Genomic DNA, 17,249 nt, shown 5'->3' with positions numbered 1-17,249 from the left:
AATAGGTGAAAACTCAGGCACCCGCCCGGCCACCGATGCCGAGGCAGGCGCTGGCACCACTCAAGATTTGGCGAAAACGTTGCCCAAGGCAAACACCGAATTGGGCGCGTTGACGCGGATCGGCTTGATTACCGGAGTGGTCGAGATGGCGCGGCGCACGGCCGGACGGTCTTCGATCTGCACCCCCTTGGCCAATTGCTCGTCCACCAGCTTTTGCAGCGTGACAGAGTCCAAAAATTCGACCATGCGCGTGTTCAGCGCCGCCCACAGGTCGTGTGTCATGCAACGACCGGCGTCGCCCAGGCAGTTTTCTTTACCGCCACATTGGGTGGAGTCAATCGGCTCGTCCACCGAAACAATGATGTCGGCCACTGTGATATCGGCCGCCTTGCGCGCCAGGGTATAGCCGCCCCCCGGTCCCCGGGTCGATTCGACCAGTTCGTGGCGGCGTAGCTTGCCAAACAGCTGCTCCAAGTACGACAGCGAAATACGCTGACGCTGGCTAATGGCAGCCAAAGTGACGGGGCCATTGTTTTGGCGCAAGGCCAGATCAATCATGGCAGTGACCGCAAACCGGCCTTTGGTAGTGAGACGCATCGCAAGCTCCTTTTTTAGGCTTGTTGGTTCAAAAAGCCCCTGTTGCAAGCTGATGGCCAGCACAGGGAACCTGTCTCTACCCTCTACCTCGCCTTGGTTTATCCCAAAGCAAAGCCGTTCATCGCGGGGGTATTTGTTGAGTATTTAACAGGAGTATAGCACTAATCCTATTAAATTTGTCGGATAAAAAAACTCACCAGTCACATTACTGTCAGATTGGTCACAAAGCCCCTTCGAAGCGAGATGCAAAAACCCTTCAGCCTGCGGGTAACGGCAGCACGTTGTCGCTGCCGTGGGCGCCAAAGGCCTGGTCTTTGAGCCGACCCAATTGATCGCGCACCTGTGCGGCCTGTTCAAACTCCAGATTGCGCGCGTGCTCCATCATTTGTTTTTCCAGCCGCTTGATCTCGCGCGCGATGTCTTTTTCTGACATGTCTTCGATCTTGGCGCGCTGCAAAGCGGCGTACTCCAGACGCTCGGCGTCTTTACCGGCTTTTTCGCTATAGACGCCATCGATCAGGTCGCGCACCTGCTTGACAATGCTGCGTGGCGTGATGCCTTGGACAAGGTTGTGTTCTATCTGGCGTGCGCGGCGGCGCTCGGTCTCGCCAATGGCTCGGCGCATGGAATCGGTCACCCGGTCGGCATACAGGATGGCCTTGCCCGAGAGGTTGCGTGCCGCTCGGCCAATAGTCTGGATCAGGCTGCGCTCCGAGCGCAAAAATCCTTCCTTATCGGCATCCAGAATGGCGACCAAAGACACCTCTGGAATATCCAGACCCTCCCGCAACAGGTTGATACCGACCAGCACATCAAACGCCCCCAGGCGCAGGTCGCGGATGATTTCCACCCGCTCGACGGTGTCGATGTCGCTGTGCAGATAGCGCACCTTGACACCGTTCTCACTCAGATATTCCGTCAATTGCTCGGCCATGCGCTTGGTTAGCGTAGTAATGAGTACGCGCTCACCCAGAGCGGCACGCAGGCGAATTTCCTGCAACACATCATCAACCTGGTGGGTAGCTGGGCGCACCTCGATCAGCGGATCGACCAGCCCGGTGGGCCGCACCAATTGCTCCACCACCTGCCCGGCGTGGGTCTTTTCATAGTCGGCGGGCGTGGCCGAGACAAACACCACCTGGCGCATACGCTGCTCAAATTCTTCAAATTTGAGCGGCCGATTGTCCAGCGCGCTGGGCAGGCGAAAACCATATTCGACCAGCGTGGTCTTGCGCGAACGGTCGCCGTTGTACATGGCGCTGAGCTGGCCAATCATCTGGTGGCTTTCGTCCAAAAACATCAGCGCGTCTTTGGGCATGTAATCGGTCAGGGTGCTGGGCGGATCGCCGGGTGCGCTGCCCGACAGGTGGCGCGAGTAGTTCTCGATGCCCTTGCAGTGGCCGACTTCGGTGAGCATCTCCAGATCAAAGCGCGTGCGCTGCTCCAGCCGCTGCGCTTCGACCAGCTTGCCATCGCCCACCAGTTGCTTGAGCCGCTCGGCCAGCTCGGTTTTGATAGCCTCGACTGCCACCAGTACCTGGTCGCGTGGTGTGACGTAGTGGCTGCTCGGGTAGACAGTAAAGCGCGCCAGGCTCTGGCGCACCCGGCCAGTGAGCGGATCAAACAGCTGCAGGCTTTCGACTTCATCGTCAAACAACTCAATCCGCACTGCTAGCTCCGAATGTTCCGCTGGAAACACGTCGATGGTGTCGCCGCGCACGCGAAAAGTGCCGCGCGAAAAATCCGCGTCGTTGCGCTGGTACTGCATCCGTACCAGCTGCGCAATGGTGTCGCGCTGGCCGATTTTGTCGCCGACGCGCAGCAGCATCACCATGCGGTGGTAGCTCTCAGGGTTGCCAATGCCGTAGATGGCCGACACCGTGGCGACGATGATCACATCGCGCCGCTCCAGAATGCTTTTGGTACACGACAGGCGCATCTGCTCGATGTGCTCGTTGATGGCGCTGTCTTTTTCAATGAACAAATCGCGCTGCGGCACATAGGCTTCGGGCTGGTAGTAGTCGTAATAGCTGACAAAATACTCGACGGCGTTTTTCGGAAAAAACTCCCTAAATTCCGAATACAACTGCGCCGCCAGCGTCTTGTTCGGTGCAAACACCATCGCTGGCCGTCCCATGCGCGCAATCACATTGGCCATGGTGAAAGTCTTGCCCGAGCCGGTCACACCCAGCAGCGTCTGGTAGACCTCGCCATCACGCAGCCCTTGGACCAACTGATCAATGGCCTGCGGCTGGTCACCCGCCGGCGGATAGGGCTGGTACAGCTCGAACGGCGAATCGGGAAAGCGCAGCCACTGTCCGGTAGCGGCAATAGCAGGCGTGGGCGCGGGCGCGGCGGTGGCAGAAACTTCGTGCATGGCGTGGTGAGGCAACGCAGCTTGCGCGGCGCCGCTAAAATCTGCAGGGGTTAACCCCAAAGGCTAACGTAGCTGGGGGTTGACTGCCAAATTTCCACCCCTCCAAGGACTTTTCATGTCTCTGTTCTCCGCCGTCGAGATGGCCCCCCGCGACCCAATCTTGGGTCTTAACGAACAATTCAACGCTGATACCAATCCCCGCAAGGTGAACCTCGGTGTGGGTGTGTATTTCGACGACAACGGCAAGCTGCCGCTGCTGCAATGCGTGCAAGCCGCTGAAAAAACCCTGATGGCCACGCCCAGCGCACGCGGCTATCTGCCTATCGACGGCATTGCCGCCTACGACAGCGCCGTCAAAGGCCTGGTGTTTGGTGCCGACTCCGAGCCAGTCAAGTCTGGCCGTGTCGCCACGGTGCAGGCCATTGGCGGCACCGGTGGCTTGAAAATTGGCGCTGACTTCCTGAAAAGGCTCAGCCCCAATGCCACCGTACTGATCTCTGACCCCAGCTGGGAAAACCACCGCGCGCTGTTCACCAACGCTGGCTTCACGGTCGATACCTACGCCTACTACGACGCAGAGCAGCGCGGCGTCAACTTTGCCGCCATGTTGGACAGCCTGAAAGCCGCCACGCCCGGCACCATCGTGGTGCTGCACGCTTGCTGCCACAACCCGACCGGCTACGACATCACGCCCGCGCAGTGGGCACAGGTCATCGCTGTCGTCCGTGAAGCGCATTTGACGCCGTTTCTCGACATGGCCTACCAAGGCTTTGGCTACGGCATCCAAGAGGACGGCGCGGTCATCGACCAATTTGTCGCTGCCGGCCTGAACTTCTTTGTCTCGACCTCGTTCAGCAAGAGCTTTAGCCTGTACGGCGAGCGCGTCGGCGGCCTGTCGGTGCTGTGCAGCGACAAAGAAGAAGCCAGCCGCGTGCTGAGCCAACTCAAAATCGTCATCCGCACCAACTACAGCAACCCACCGACCCACGGCGGCGCAGTGGTCGCAGCGGTACTGAACAACCCCGAACTGCGCGCCCTGTGGGAAACCGAATTGGGCGAAATGCGCGTGCGCATCAAAGCCATGCGGCAAAAGCTGGTCGATGGCCTCAAAGCCGCTGGCGTGCAGCAAGATATGTCGTTCATCACCAGCCAAATCGGCATGTTCAGCTACTCAGGCCTGAGCAAAGACCAAATGGTACGCCTGCGCACTGAGTTTGGCGTCTACGGCACCGACACCGGCCGCATGTGCGTGGCCGCGCTGAACAGCCAGAACATCGACTACGTTTGCCAGTCGATTGCCAAAGTGGTCTAAAGAAACTACTTTCTCAGCCTCACAACCGCCTTTGGGCGGTTTTTTTATAGCCCTTTAGGCCTCTAGCCCTTTAGATGCGTGCGCTAGCAGCTATTAAATTTATAGTAAATTATTCTATCATGAGCACACCTACAGCACCCCTGCAAGCCCTGCGCAACGTCCGCATCCTGAGTTTGGCGCTCAACCTGCCCGGCCCCGCCGCCCTGCTGCGCTGCGCCCAAATGGGTGCGCAGTGCACCAAACTCGAACCGCTGGCATCGGAAAACAGCGCCAGCGCCGACCCGATGAGTTGGTACAGCCCGCAGGCCTACGCCGCGCTGCACCCTGGCCTGCGCGTGCTGCAAGCGCAGCTCAAAACCGAAGCCGGCCAAGCCATGCTGCACGCCGAACTGGCGCAAACCGACGTACTCCTCACCTCGTTTCGTCCCAGTGCCTTGGCTAAATTAGGACTGGACTGGCCGCTGCTGCAAGCGCGTTACCCGCGCCTGTCGCTGGTGCGCATCGTCGGTGCCTGCGGCCCGCGCGCCGATGAAGCCGGCCACGACCTGACCTATCTGGCCGAAGCCGGGCTGCTGCCCGGCACCGACCTGCCGCCGACACTGTATGCCGACATGGGCGGCTCGTTGATGGCCAGCGAAGCGGTGTTGCAAGCCCTGCTGGCGCGCGCGCAAGACGGGCGCGGTGTATGCATTGAAGTGGGTCTGGCCGAAGCCGCGCAGTGGCTGGCTTTGCCGCACGCGTGGGGACTGACCCAGCCGAGCAGCGACATTGGCGGCGCCCACGCTGGCTACCGCGTTTACCCGTGCGCCGATGGCCGGGTGGCGGTCGCCGCACTGGAGCCGCACTTTGCTGCGCGCCTGTGCCTTGCGGCCAAGTTGGAAGACACCACCGGCGACGCAGCGGTGTTGCGCACCCCGGCCACGCACGCCGCCATCGCCGATTTTTTGCGTGACCAAACCCGCGCGCAATTGGATGCGCTGGCTGCAGACAAGGACATTCCGCTGTTCACACTGGCCTAAAACCAGCGCAAACCGAAATCAACGCTCCGGCGCAATCTCTGAGGCGTAGTCGTACAGCTCGCCCAGGATGTCCTGGCCGCGCTCGTCGGCGCTTTCTGACAGCGCATCGATCTGCGCCAGCAACTGCTCTGCGGTGCGCGCGCCACCCGCGCCGTCAATCAAACGGGCCTTGCGGTGCGCCTCCCAGCGCTGTTGCTCCTCGGGCGAGAGCGTGTCGGCAAAATTGCGCGCCCGGTAGCGCCACAGCAACTCGGTCAGGCGCGGGTCGTCAAAGCTGGTTTTGGCTTGTGCCAACTGCGCTGCGCCCATCGTGCGCAGCTCATTGAGCCGGTGGCGGTCACCATTGCCGACAAAGCCGGCGTACAAATCCTGCTCGGGGTCGGTGGGCGCGCCCGGCTCTGGCTGGCGGGCAAACACCGCTTTCCAGAGCAGCGTCATATCCGGCAAATCACGCGCCACGGCGGCGTGGGCCATGGCGGCATCCATGTCGATGCCCCAGCGCTGCGCCATCGCTGGATTGAGCGTTTTCAGGTTACTCACCACCATCGGCGATTTGTTCAGGTGGATGGTTTTAATCGGCAGGCGCTTCACGCCCTCGGGCAAATCTGCCGTGCGGGTGAACATCCGCAGACGCAGTTGCTCGACGCTCAAGGTGGCCAACTCGCTCGGGTCTTGCGCCAAATCCCAGGCGATGATTTCGTTCTTATTGGTCGGGTGACTGGCCAGCGGCCACATCACCGCCAAGCAGCCGCGCTCAACGCCGAACATGCCTGAGACGTGCAAAAACGGTCGCGCGGTTTGCGCCGTCGCCGGCAGGTGCAGTTCGTCAGCGACGCGGTCTTTTTTGTGCAGCGCCAGCGCAAAGTCAAACAATTTAGGCTGCTGCTGGCGCACCAAACGCGCCAGTGCAATCGTGGCGCGCACATCCGACAGCGCGTCGTGCGCCGCTTCGTGTACTAGGCCGTTGGCGCGAGTCAGATCTTCCAGCTTGAAGCTGGCTGTGCCATCTTCTTTGGTCGGCCAGACGATGCCGTCCGGGCGCAGGGCGAACACCATCCGCACCACGTCCATCAAGTCCCAGCGGCCGCAATTGTTCTGCCACTCGCGCGCATATGGGTCGGCGAGATTGCGCCACAACATAAAGCGGGTGATCTCGTCGTCAAACCGGATGCTGTTGTAGCCGACGCTGATGGTGCCGGGCTGGGCCATTTCGGCCTCGATGCGCTGGGCAAACTCGCGCTCAGGGATGCCCCGTTGCCAGGCCATTTGCGGTGTGATGCCGGTGATCAGGCACGACACCGGGTCGGGCAGATAGTCGTTGGTCGGCTGGCAATACAGCATCAGCGGCTCGCCGATCTCGTTCAGCTGCGCATCGGTGCGGATGGCGGCAAACTGCGCCGGGCGGTCGCGCCGGGTATCGGCACCAAAGGTTTCGTAGTCGTGCCAAAGAAAGGAATAGGACATGGCGCAGTGCCCGAGGGCGTCATAAAACAGCGAGGAGAACAATGTAACCGCAGCGGACGCCAAAGCCACTCAATCAGTATGATTAAGGCCTCAAAGCGTTATGCAGCAAGCGCAATCAGCTATTAAAAACAGAGTAAAAAAAGGCCAGCAACCCAGAGGTTGCCGGCCTGTGTGCAGAACAGTCCGCGTTCGTATCAGTCTGCCGTCGCCTCTTGTGGCTCGGTCGGCTCCGCCTTGGCGGCACGTTCCTTTTTCGTCAGCGGCTGGATATCGAGCAGCACTTGCGACGTGTCCACCCCCTTCTCGTCGGCCTTGACCTCGATGTCCACCGTCAGGCGCCCACCATCGGTCAGTCGGCCAAACAGCAATTCGTCGGCCAGGGCGCGGCGAATCATGTCCTGGATCAGACGCTGCATCGGACGTGCGCCCATCAGCGGATCGAAGCCCTTCTTGGCCAAGTGCTTGCGCAAATGGTCAGTAAAGGTGACTTCCACTTTCTTCTCCGCCAGTTGCTGCTCCAGCTCCAGCAAGAACTTGTCCACCACACGCAGGATGACGTTCTCGTCCAACGATTTGAAGTTGACAATGGCGTCCAGCCGATTGCGGAACTCGGGCGTGAACAGGCGCTTGATGTCCACCATCTCATCGCCCACTTGGCGCGGGTTGTTGAAGCCGATGGTCGCCTTGTTCATGGTCTCGGCACCGGCGTTGGTCGTCATGATGATGATGACGTTGCGGAAGTCGGCCTTGCGCCCGTTGTTGTCAGTCAGCGTGCCGTGGTCCATCACCTGCAGCAGTACATTGAAGATGTCCGGGTGCGCCTTCTCGATTTCATCCAGCAGCAATACCGCATGCGGCTTCTTGGTGATGGCCTCGGTCAGCAGGCCACCCTGGTCAAAGCCGACGTAGCCGGGCGGCGCGCCAATCATCCGGCTGACGGCATGGCGCTCCATGTACTCGGACATGTCAAAGCGGATCAACTCAATGCCCAGGATGTAGGCCAGCTGCTTGGCAGCCTCGGTCTTGCCGACGCCGGTGGGGCCGCTGAACAGGAACGAGCCAATCGGCTTGTCTGGCTTACCCAGGCCCGAGCGCGCCATCTTGACGGCGCTGGACAACACTTCAAGCGCCTTGTCCTGGCCGAACACCACGCTTTTGAGGTCGCGCTCCAGCACTTGCAGCTTGCCCCGGTCGTCGTTGGAGACGTTGGCTGGGGGAATGCGGGCGATTTTGGCAACGATTTCCTCGATCTCGGTCTTGCCGATGGTCTTCTTGCGCTTGCTAGCGACCAGGATGCGCTGGGCCGCACCGGCCTCGTCGATGACGTCGATGGCCTTGTCAGGCAAGTGGCGGTCGTTGATGTACTTGGCAGACAACTCCGCCGCCGCTTGCAGGGCAGAGGCCGAATATTTGACGCTGTGGTGCTCTTCAAAGCGCGACTTCAAGCCTTTGAGAATGTCCACGGTTTCTTGCACCGTCGGCTCGACCACATCGACCTTTTGGAAGCGGCGCGACAGGGCGGCGTCTTTTTCAAAAATGCCCCGGTACTCGGTGAAGGTGGTGGCGCCAATGCACTTGAGTGTGCCGTTGGACAGCGCAGGTTTGAGCAGATTGGACGCATCCATGGTGCCGCCCGAAGCCGCACCGGCGCCAATCAACGTGTGGATTTCGTCAATGAACAAGATGGCGTTGGGCTTGTCCTTGAGCGACTTGAGCACGCCTTTCAGGCGCTGCTCAAAATCGCCGCGGTACTTGGTACCCGCCAGCAACGCGCCCATGTCCAGCGAATAGACCACGGCCTCGGACAAGATCTCGGGCACATCGCCCTGCGTGATGCGCCAGGCCAAGCCCTCGGCAATCGCTGTTTTACCGACACCAGCCTCGCCCACCAACAGCGGGTTGTTCTTGCGTCGACGGCACAGAATCTGGATGGTGCGCTCGACCTCGAAATAACGGCCGATCAGCGGATCGATCTTGCCGTCCTTGGCCAACTGGTTCAGGTTTTGCGTGAACTGTTCCAGAGGCGAGGATTTTTCGTTCTTTTCGCTGCCCCCCGCGCCCTCTTCGCCTTCGGCGGCGCCTTCAGCGCCCTTGGTTGGCTCTGGCGGCTCGCCTTTCTTGATGCCATGGGCAATGAAGTTGACCACGTCCAAGCGCGTTACGCCCTGCTGGTGCAGGTAATACACGGCGTGCGAGTCTTTTTCGCCAAAAATGGCCACCAGCACGTTGGCGCCATTGACTTCCTTTTTGCCGTTGCCCGTTGATTGCACGTGCATGATGGCGCGCTGAATGACGCGCTGAAAACCCAGCGTGGGCTGCGTATCCACCTCATCGGTACCCGCCACTTGCGGGGTGTTGTCCTTGATGAAGTTGGCCAGGGACGTGCGCAAATCATCAATATTGGCAGAGCAAGCGCGCAACACCTCTGCGGCGCTTGGGTTATCAAGCAATGCAAGCAACAGATGCTCCACGGTAATGAACTCGTGGCGCTGCTGACGGGCCTCTACAAAAGCCATGTGCAAGCTTACTTCCAGTTCCTGGGCAATCATGTGAACTCCTTTGTGCTTGCGGGGAAGGGATGACTGTATTTCGGGGTGGCGAGCGGTTTATTCAACCGGCTCACTCACACATTGCAACGGATGTCCGGCCTTGTGGGCAGCGTCGAGCACCTGGTCTACTTTGGTGGCGGCAATATCACGTGAATACACGCCGCACACGGCTTTGCCATCGAGATGGATCTTCAGCATGATTTGTGTTGCCGCCTCCCGGTCCTTGTTAAAAAACTCTTGCAAGACAACTACCACAAACTCCATCGGAGTGAAGTCGTCGTTCAACATGAGCACCTGGTACATCTGCGGTGGCTTGGTTTTTTCGGTGCGTCTTTCCAAGACGACCGAAGCATCGCCCTCTGGGGTACTAGGCCGTTGCACAACCGGCACGCGGGGAAGAGAAGGTGGTTTTGTTGCCATGAAATTCATTCTAGCCATGCGCGCTTACAGATGCTGGAGTGGAATCTGGGCATGGCTGGCGTTTTTTCAAGATACTGGCCCACCCAGGGCCATCAGTCATAGACGATCGTCGCCCGACCGTCTCCGGCCTGCGTGGCCCAGGCCAGCAGCGCCGCGTCGCTGGGATAGGTGCGATGCCCCTCACCCAACTGCAATTCCGCCGCCACGCTGCCGTCTGGTCCCGGGCAGCGTACGCCCAGGCGCACCTTGAGGCCATGCAGCTGCGCCTCGCCGTGCTCATTCGCCTCACGCCGGCAAGGGTATTCACGCAGCATCCGAGCGATATCAGGGGCTTTGTCTCCTGCTGTCAGATACAGGTATTTGCCAAAACGGCTGCGCGCCGTCGGCAAATCCCACACCTGCTGGACAATAAAGCGTGCCTCAAAACCATTGCGCCCCGGTTGCAGGCGTCCGCCGACGATGACCAACTCATCCTCTTGCAGCAGATCGCGGTAAGTATTGATAACGGCCTCGCTGGCCGAAGCTTCGACCTGCGCCGAGGTGTCGTCCAACACAAAAATGCCCTGCTTGCCACGCATGCCGTTGACCACCCGAAAACCGCTGACAATGCCGGCCACAGTTTGCGTCTCGCGGCTGTCGGTCAATTCGCTGATGCGCGTGCGGACAAAACGTCCCACCTCGCGGGCCACTTCGTCGAACAGATGACCGGAAAGATAAAAACCCAGCGCCGGCTTTTCGAAGGTGAGGCGCTCTTTCACGCCCCACGGCGCCACATCCACCAGCGCGGGCTCTTGGGTGCTGGAGCCCTGTGCATCGTCGCCCATCATGTCAAACAGCCCCCCCTGGTTGACGTTGGCCAGTGCGGCGGCAGAAAAATCAAAGGCGCGGTCAATCGACGCCGCCAGCGCAGCGCGGTTGGTGTGGACCGAGTCAAACGCACCGGCCTTGATCAGCGCATCCACCGTGCGTTTGTTGATCTTGTTGCGCTCGACACGCAGGCAAAAATCAAACAGGCTCTTAAACGGCCCTTGGGTGGAGCCTTGCGGGCCGTCGCCACGCCCTTCGCGCGCCGCCACGATGGCCTCAATGGCCGCCTGGCCCGTGCCTTTGACGGCGCCCAGGCCATAACGGATGCTTCTGTCGGTGATAGGCTCGAAGCGGTAGCGACCAGTGTTCACGTCTGGCGGATCGAAGGTAATGCGAAAGTTTTTTTGTGCGTCTTCCAGCAACACCCTGAGCTTGTCGGTGTCGTCCATTTCCACCGTCATGTTGGCGCAGAAGAACTCAGCCGTGTAGTGCACCTTGAGCCAGCCGGTGTGATACGCCAGCAACGAATAGGCGGCGGCATGCGACTTGTTGAAGCCGTAGCCTGCAAATTTTTCCATCAGGTCAAAAACTTCGTCGGCCTTTTCGGTGGACAGGCCATTCTTGGCCGCCCCGTCGCGGAAGATGCTGCGGTGCTCGGCCATCTCCTCGGCCTTCTTCTTGCCCATGGCGCGGCGCAGCATGTCGGCACCGCCGAGCGAATAGCCGCCCAGAATCTGCGCCGTCTGCATCACCTGCTCTTGGTACACCATGATGCCGTAGGTCTCAGACAACATGTCGGCCACCAGCGGGTGCGGGTACTCGACCACCTCTTTGCCGTGCTTGCGGTTGACAAAGCTCGGAATCAAATCCATAGGCCCGGGGCGGTACAGGGCGTTGAGCGCAATCAGGTCTTCCAGCCGCGAGGGCCGGGCCTCCTTGAGCATCCCCTGCATCCCCCGGCTTTCAAACTGGAAAACTGCTTCGGTTTTGCCTTCAGAAAACAGCCGGTAGGTGGCGTTGTCGTCGAGCCCAATGTCCTCGAAAGCAAAATTTTCTTGCCCTGGGTGGCGCTGGATGATGAATTGGCGCGCAATTTCCAGAATGGTCAACGTGGCCAAGCCCAAAAAATCGAACTTGACCAAGCCAATGGCTTCAACGTCATCCTTGTCGTACTGGCTCACGGCCGATTCGCTACCGGGCTGCTGGTAAAGCGGACAAAAGTCGGTCAGCTTGCCGGGGGCAATCAGCACGCCGCCAGCATGCATACCGATGTTGCGCGTCATGCCTTCGAGCTTTTGCGCCAGCGCCAGCAGGGTTTTGACCTCGTCTTCTTTTTCCAGCCGCTCGGCCAATATCGGCTCGACTTCGATCGCGCCAGCAATCGTGATGTGCTGACCGGGTTTGTTCGGAATCAGTTTGCTGATGCCGTCGCAAAAGTTGTAGCTCATGTCCAGCACCCGACCGACGTCGCGGATCGCCGCGCGCGCGGCCATGGTGCCGAAGGTGGCGATCTGGCTAACAGCGTTTTTGCCGTACTTGTCCTTGACGTAGTCAATCACGCGATCACGGTTGGACTGGCAAAAATCGATGTCAAAGTCGGGCATCGACACCCGCTCGGGGTTCAAAAAGCGCTCGAACAGCAGGTGGTATTCGAGGGGATCGAGGTCGGTGATCTTCAGTGCATACGCCACCAACGAGCCGGCCCCCGAGCCCCGGCCTGGCCCCACCGGACAGCCATTGTTTTTAGCCCACTGGATGAAGTCGCCCACGATCAAAAAATAACCCGGAAAGCCCATCTTCAAAATGGTGATGAGCTCGAACTCCAGACGCTCCAGATAGCGCGGGCGCTGCGCGTTGCGCTTGTCTTCATTCGGGTACAAGTGGCGCAAGCGATCTTCCAATCCTTCCAGCGACACATGGCGAAAGTAGTCGTCCACCGACAACACCACGCCATTGACCGGAGGAATCGGAAAATTGGGCAGTTGCGGCTTGCCCAGCACCAGCGTCAAGTTGCAACGCCGCGCGATTTCCACCGTATTAGCCAATGCGGTCGGCACGTCGGCAAACAGGGTTTGCATTTGCGCGCTGGACTTGAAATACTGCTCGCGCGTGAAGCGGCGCACCCGGCGCTGGTTGCCCAGAATTTCGCCCTCAGAAATGCACACGCGCGCCTCGTGCGCCTCGTAGTCGTCTTCGGTCGCGAACTGCACCGGGTGCGTAGCAACCACCGGCAAGTTCAGTCGCGCCGCCAGTTGCACCGCAGCCACCACATGGCTTTCGTCGTCCGGGCGCCCGGCGCGCTGCAGCTCGATATAAAAGCGCTGTGGAAACAGACCGGCCAAACGCTGCGCCAGCGCATCGGCACCAGCCGTGTCGCCACGCACCAGCGCTTGGCCCACCGGCCCAGCTTGCGCGCCGGCCAGCACGATCAGCCCCTCGCCCAGCTCTTGCAGCCACTCCCAGGCGCACACCGCTTGCACCTTGATCAGGTTGCGCGTCCAGGCACGCGCCAGCAGTTCAGACAGGTTCAGGTAACCCTGCGTGTTCTGTACCAGCACGATCAGGCGCGACGGGGCAGCAGCGCTCTCGCTGTCGAGCAAAATTTCGGCGCCCAGCAGCGGCTTGAGGCCTTTGCCACGGGCTGCTTTATAAAATTTGATGGCACCAAACAGGTTATTGAAATCGGTGATGGCCAAGGCCGGCTGGCCATCGGCCGCAGCCGCTTGGGCGGTATCGTCGATGCGATTGGTACCGTCAACGACGGAAAACTCGGTGTGCAGGCGCAGGTGAACAAACATCCCGCCATTGTAGAAAGGCCACCGCTACAATCGATTTTTCGGCTTTCGCCCGTCCCGACACACTCCCCATGCCCTTTATTGCCAGAAAGCTGCCTGCCATGCTGCGTGCGCCCTTTGCGATTTATCCTGCCGTGCTGGCCGCCTGCGTGCTCGCAGCAGGCTGCTCCAGCACCCCCGAAGACAAAACTGCCAGCTGGACCACCGAGCGCATTTACTCCGAAGCACGCGAAGAGCTCACCGGCGGCAGCTACGACAAGGCGGTGCCACTGCTGGAAAAACTGGAAGGCCGCGCCGCCGGCACGCCGCTGGCCCAGCAAGCCCAGCTGGACAAGGCCTATGCACAGTACAAGAGCGGTGACAAGGCCCAGGCCATTGCCACGCTCGATCGCTTCATGAAACTGCACCCGGCCAGCCCGGCGCTCGATTACGCGCTGTACCTCAAAGGTCTGGTCAACTTCAATGATGATTTGGGCATGTTTGCCTGGCTGTCACGCCAGGACTTGTCCGAGCGCGACCAGAAGGCGGCCAAGGACTCGTTTGAAGCGTTCCGCGAACTGAGCACGCGTTTTCCTGATTCGCGCTATGCACAGGACGCACGCCAGCGCATGACCTACATCGTCAACTCGCTGGCGCAGTACGAGGTGCATGTGGCGCGCTACTACTACCAGCGCGGCGCCTACGTCGCGGCCATCAGCCGGGCCCAGGCGGCACTGGCCGATTACCAGAACGTGCCGGCCCAGGAAGAAGCGCTGTACATCCTCACCCGGTCGTATGACGCCCTGGGCATGACCCAGCTGCGCGACGATACCCAGCGCATCATGGACGCCAGCTATCCGAAAAGTGCTTTTGGTGCCAACGGTATCAAGGGCAAGGCAGAACCGTGGTGGAAGGTCTGGTAAGCAGCGCCAACGCCGCGTCAAAATCCTGCGCCGTCTGCAAGCGACGCATCGGCGGCAAAGCCGCCAACAAGCGTCGCCCATAGCCCATGCTGGTCAGCCGGGTATCGCCCACCACCAGCAGACCGGTATCGGATTCGCTGCGGATCAGGCGCCCGGCCCCTTGCTGCAGCGCCACGGTGGCCTCGGGAATTGAATAGTCCTTGAATGCGCTGCGCCCCGTGCTCTCCAGCCGCCGCGAACGCGCCTCGACCAACGGGTCGCCCGGCGGCGGAAATGGCAGCTTGTCTATCACCACCAACTGCAGCGCATCACCGGGTACATCAAAGCCCTCCCAGAATGTCGCTGATGCCACCAGGATGCAACCCGGCTGACCACCGTGCGCGCCGGAGCGAAAGCGCTCCATCAAACGTCGTTTGGGGCCCTGGCCTTGCACCAATACCTCGATAGCACCCATGGAATGAGCATCTTGAAAGCGCACCTGCAGCACATCACCGATGGCGCGCAAAGCCTTTAGCGTCGTCGTCAGCACCAGGGTGCGCCCACCCAGACGCTCAGCAGCATCGCCCACCCAGCGCGCCAACTGCACACTGTGGCTGGGATCGGCCGGCTTAGGTAAATGGCTGGGAACATACAGCGCGGCCTGCACGGCATAGTCAAACGGGCTGGGCACGCGCAATATTTCAGCGCTCTGCAGTCCGCACGGCTCGGTAAACCAGCGCAATTGGGGGTCGTCGCCCAGCGTGGCGGAAGTAAATATCCAGGCACGCGGGGGTACCTCGGCGGTGGCGACTATTGCCGCCTCTTCTGCGACAGGGCGGGACAGTGCCTCCTGCGGCGCCAGCAGTCGCGTATGCATGGCTTCGGCAATGTCCAGCGGTGACTCGACCAGGCGCAGCTGCGTACCAACATCCAGCCAGCGCACCGCCCCTTGCGCGCACGGCCCGGCAAACTGGTCAACGCGGGTTTGCAGATCGGTGCCGCGCTCGTGCAGGCGGACAAAATCGGGCGCGCTTTCGGCCACCACCTCCAGCGCGGCCAGCGTGTCCGCCAGTGCGCCCGACATCTGCGCCAAGGCCCCCTGCCAAGCCGATACCGACACCCCATCCGGCGCACTACCGGCCCAGCGCAGCTTGCTGCCCGGCCAAGCGTTGCCAGCGCTCAGGCGCAGGTCGCGCGCAGCGCGCTCAGCACGCCCAGCCAAGCCCTGCCAATCGGCAAAACCACGCGCCCGCTCCAAGCCGGTAACAAGTAGGTCACGCACATAGTCCAGCAACTGCCCAGTGGTCAGTTGCGTGCCCAGAAACAGCACACCGGTTTCATTGAGCTGGTGTGCCTCGTCAAACACCACCACACGCACCGTGGGCAACAGCTCGGCCAAACCGGTCTCGCGCAGCGCTACATCGGCAAAGAACAGATGGTGGTTGATGACCACGACATCCGCCGCCAACGCCTCGCGCCGCGCCAAGTTGACATGGCATGGCCGAAAACGCGGACAGGAGGCTCCCAGGCAGTTATCGCGACTGGAAGTGACCAAAGGAATCACCGGCGAGCGCTCGTCCAGCCCAGGCAGTTCGGCCAGATCTCCGCTGCGCGTACCCTGCGCCCATTGTTCGACCACGGCCAAAGCACGCTGCACCACGCTGTCCTGGGCCTGCGGCTGCTGGCGCGCCTGCTCCATACGGTGCAGACACAAATAGCTGCCGCGCCCCTTCAGCAAGGCCGTGCGCAAGGGCAAGCCCATGGCCTGCACCAGTGCAGGCAAGTCGCGCCCAAACAGCTGGTCCTGCAGCGCCTTGGTCGCGGTGGACAGCAATGCACGCTCACCACTGAGCAACGCCGGCACCAGATAAGCAAAAGTCTTACCAATGCCGGTGCCCGCCTCGACCACCAGTGCGCCGCCCTGCTCGATGGTTCGGGCCACTGCCAGCGCCATCTCGGTTTGCCCAGCGCGCGGCTGAAAACGCGCCTGCGTGTGCGACAACACGCCATCGGGAGCAAACGCTTGCGCGACAGCCTCAGACAAGTCCATAGTCGGCACTTTCTTCCAATGGGGCAAAAGGGGGTGGATGCGGGGGCGGGAAAGCGCCGTCGTCCTGGCAACAAAAACAGAATGTCAGGAAAGGCGCGGTACGAGTACTGATAATACGGGCTGCCCTGCTGCGCGCCAGCGCGGTGCATTCTTATCCCCACCATCGCCAGCATGTCCAAACCATTTCGTCTTACTGCTTCCACCGGCATCCACAAAGGTGACCGCGAATACCAGCAAGACCAGGTAGCTTTGCTGTCGCACCAGCGCTACAACGGCTGCGTGCTCAGCGTGCTGGCAGATGGCATGGGTGGACGCAGCGGCGGACGCAAAGCGTCTGACCAGGTGATGATGACGGCGCGCCAATTGTTTGAGCGCTACTCACCCGAAATAGACGACCCGGCCACCCTCCTGGCCAATATGGTTAAAGAGGCGCATATCGTCATCCGCCTGACCGCCATCACCTCCGAGCAAGAGCCACACAGCACGGTAGCAGCCTTTTTGATCAACCCGCGCGGCGACTGCCATTGGATTCATGCCGGAGATTCGCGCATCTACCATTTTCACGGTGGTCGGATGCTGCACCGCAGCAGCGACCACTCTTATGTGCAGGCACTGGTGGACCGGGGCGAATTGACCGAGAGTGAGGCCAACACCCATCCGCGCTCGAATATTCTGGTGGGCTGTCTGGGCACCGAAAGCGACCCGCCCCTGGCCACCCACATGATTGCGCAGGTGCAGCCAGGTGACGTCCTGATGGCGTGCAGCGATGGCGTGTGGCATTACTTTTCCCCACCCGAGCTGGCCTCGGTGGTCGAGGCCTTGACACCGCGTGAAGCCACAGAGTTTCTGATTGAAAAAGCCCGTTCGCGGGCGCATGGCGGTGGCGACAACCTGTCGCTCATCATCGTCAAAATTGAAGCGCCGCTGCCAGAAAAGAAAACCGAATTTCCTGACATGCAAGGTATCCGCTAACGCAAA

General features: G+C 60.7%; 11 protein-coding genes. 4 read left to right on the top strand and 7 right to left on the bottom strand.

The window, feature by feature from the left end; genetic code table 11:
• Nucleotides 1-60 precede the first annotated feature (60 nt).
• On the bottom strand, nucleotides 61-597 hold the full coding sequence (gene iscR, locus Q390_RS0104360; RefSeq protein ID WP_027994973.1) for a Fe-S cluster assembly transcriptional regulator IscR: 537 nt from the start codon (nucleotides 595-597) through the stop codon (nucleotides 61-63).
• Between the two features lie 256 nt (nucleotides 598-853).
• The gene (gene uvrB / locus Q390_RS0104355; RefSeq protein ID WP_027994972.1) at nucleotides 854-2,974 is read right to left on the bottom strand and encodes an excinuclease ABC subunit UvrB; all 2,121 of its coding nucleotides are present in this window, start codon (nucleotides 2,972-2,974) and stop codon (nucleotides 854-856) included.
• 115 nt (nucleotides 2,975-3,089) lie between these two features.
• Here uvrB and Q390_RS0104350 point away from each other — a divergent pair, with 115 nt between their 5' ends.
• Together Q390_RS0104350 and Q390_RS0104345 are read left to right on the top strand one after the other, a co-directional pair.
• A complete protein-coding gene (locus Q390_RS0104350; RefSeq protein ID WP_027994971.1) occupies nucleotides 3,090-4,286 on the top strand; it encodes an amino acid aminotransferase in 1,197 nt (398 codons plus the stop codon).
• Between the two features lie 119 nt (nucleotides 4,287-4,405).
• On the top strand, nucleotides 4,406-5,305 hold the full coding sequence (locus tag Q390_RS0104345; RefSeq protein WP_027994970.1) for a CoA transferase: 900 nt from the start codon (nucleotides 4,406-4,408) through the stop codon (nucleotides 5,303-5,305).
• A gap of 18 nt (nucleotides 5,306-5,323) precedes the next feature.
• Here Q390_RS0104345 and sbcB read toward each other — a convergent pair whose 3' ends face one another.
• The 4 genes from sbcB to dnaE all read right to left on the bottom strand — a co-directional run bounded on the left by sbcB (nucleotide 5,324) and on the right by dnaE (nucleotide 13,343).
• On the bottom strand, nucleotides 5,324-6,769 hold the full coding sequence (gene sbcB / locus Q390_RS0104340; RefSeq protein ID WP_027994969.1) for an exodeoxyribonuclease I: 1,446 nt from the start codon (nucleotides 6,767-6,769) through the stop codon (nucleotides 5,324-5,326).
• A 194-nt stretch (nucleotides 6,770-6,963) separates the two neighbouring features.
• Nucleotides 6,964-9,318 carry an ATP-dependent Clp protease ATP-binding subunit ClpA gene (gene clpA / locus Q390_RS0104335; protein ID WP_027994968.1) on the bottom strand — a complete coding sequence of 785 codons (2,355 nt, stop codon included), beginning with the start codon at nucleotides 9,316-9,318 and terminating at the stop codon, nucleotides 6,964-6,966.
• A gap of 57 nt (nucleotides 9,319-9,375) precedes the next feature.
• Nucleotides 9,376-9,747: an ATP-dependent Clp protease adapter ClpS gene (clpS, locus tag Q390_RS0104330; protein WP_027994967.1), complete on the bottom strand. Its 372-nt coding sequence runs from the start codon at nucleotides 9,745-9,747 to the stop codon at nucleotides 9,376-9,378.
• A gap of 83 nt (nucleotides 9,748-9,830) precedes the next feature.
• Nucleotides 9,831-13,343 carry a DNA polymerase III subunit alpha gene (gene dnaE / locus Q390_RS0104325; RefSeq protein WP_027994966.1) on the bottom strand — a complete coding sequence of 1,171 codons (3,513 nt, stop codon included), beginning with the start codon at nucleotides 13,341-13,343 and terminating at the stop codon, nucleotides 9,831-9,833.
• 98 nt (nucleotides 13,344-13,441) lie between these two features.
• On the opposite strand from dnaE, the gene Q390_RS0104320 reads away from it, so the two are divergent.
• Nucleotides 13,442-14,242: an outer membrane protein assembly factor BamD gene (locus Q390_RS0104320; RefSeq protein WP_027994965.1), complete on the top strand. Its 801-nt coding sequence runs from the start codon at nucleotides 13,442-13,444 to the stop codon at nucleotides 14,240-14,242.
• On the opposite strand, the gene yoaA is transcribed toward Q390_RS0104320, so the two are convergent.
• A complete protein-coding gene (gene yoaA, locus Q390_RS17485; protein ID WP_037472167.1) occupies nucleotides 14,205-16,271 on the bottom strand; it encodes a DNA repair helicase YoaA in 2,067 nt (688 codons plus the stop codon). The genes Q390_RS0104320 and yoaA overlap by 38 nt on opposite strands.
• Nucleotides 16,272-16,442: 171 nt before the next feature.
• Here yoaA and Q390_RS0104310 point away from each other — a divergent pair, with 171 nt between their 5' ends.
• Nucleotides 16,443-17,243: a PP2C family protein-serine/threonine phosphatase gene (locus Q390_RS0104310; protein WP_027994964.1), complete on the top strand. Its 801-nt coding sequence runs from the start codon at nucleotides 16,443-16,445 to the stop codon at nucleotides 17,241-17,243.
• The last annotated feature ends 6 nt before the right edge of the window (nucleotides 17,244-17,249 follow it).

Source organism: Simplicispira psychrophila DSM 11588, assembly GCF_000688255.1.
Classification (GTDB): domain Bacteria; phylum Pseudomonadota; class Gammaproteobacteria; order Burkholderiales; family Burkholderiaceae_C; genus Simplicispira; species Simplicispira psychrophila.
This window is presented reverse-complemented; position numbering and strand designations above follow the sequence as displayed.

Excerpts from the sequence above, each read along its gene's own strand:
- clpA (WP_027994968.1), bottom strand. The coding sequence starts at position 9,318 with ATGATTGCCCAGGAACTGGAAGTAAGCTTGCACATGGCTTTTGTAGAG.
- dnaE (WP_027994966.1), bottom strand. The coding sequence starts at position 13,343 with ATGTTTGTTCACCTGCGCCTGCACACCGAGTTTTCCGTCGTTGACGGT.
- sbcB (WP_027994969.1), bottom strand. The coding sequence starts at position 6,769 with ATGTCCTATTCCTTTCTTTGGCACGACTACGAAACCTTTGGTGCCGAT.
- Q390_RS0104320 (WP_027994965.1), top strand. The coding sequence starts at position 13,442 with ATGCTGCGTGCGCCCTTTGCGATTTATCCTGCCGTGCTGGCCGCCTGC.
- clpS (WP_027994967.1), bottom strand. The coding sequence starts at position 9,747 with ATGAATTTCATGGCAACAAAACCACCTTCTCTTCCCCGCGTGCCGGTT.
- iscR (WP_027994973.1), bottom strand. The coding sequence starts at position 597 with ATGCGTCTCACTACCAAAGGCCGGTTTGCGGTCACTGCCATGATTGAT.
- Q390_RS0104350 (WP_027994971.1), top strand. The coding sequence starts at position 3,090 with ATGTCTCTGTTCTCCGCCGTCGAGATGGCCCCCCGCGACCCAATCTTG.
- Q390_RS0104310 (WP_027994964.1), top strand. The coding sequence starts at position 16,443 with ATGTCCAAACCATTTCGTCTTACTGCTTCCACCGGCATCCACAAAGGT.
- uvrB (WP_027994972.1), bottom strand. The coding sequence starts at position 2,974 with ATGCACGAAGTTTCTGCCACCGCCGCGCCCGCGCCCACGCCTGCTATT.
- yoaA (WP_037472167.1), bottom strand. The coding sequence starts at position 16,271 with ATGGACTTGTCTGAGGCTGTCGCGCAAGCGTTTGCTCCCGATGGCGTG.
- Q390_RS0104345 (WP_027994970.1), top strand. The coding sequence starts at position 4,406 with ATGAGCACACCTACAGCACCCCTGCAAGCCCTGCGCAACGTCCGCATC.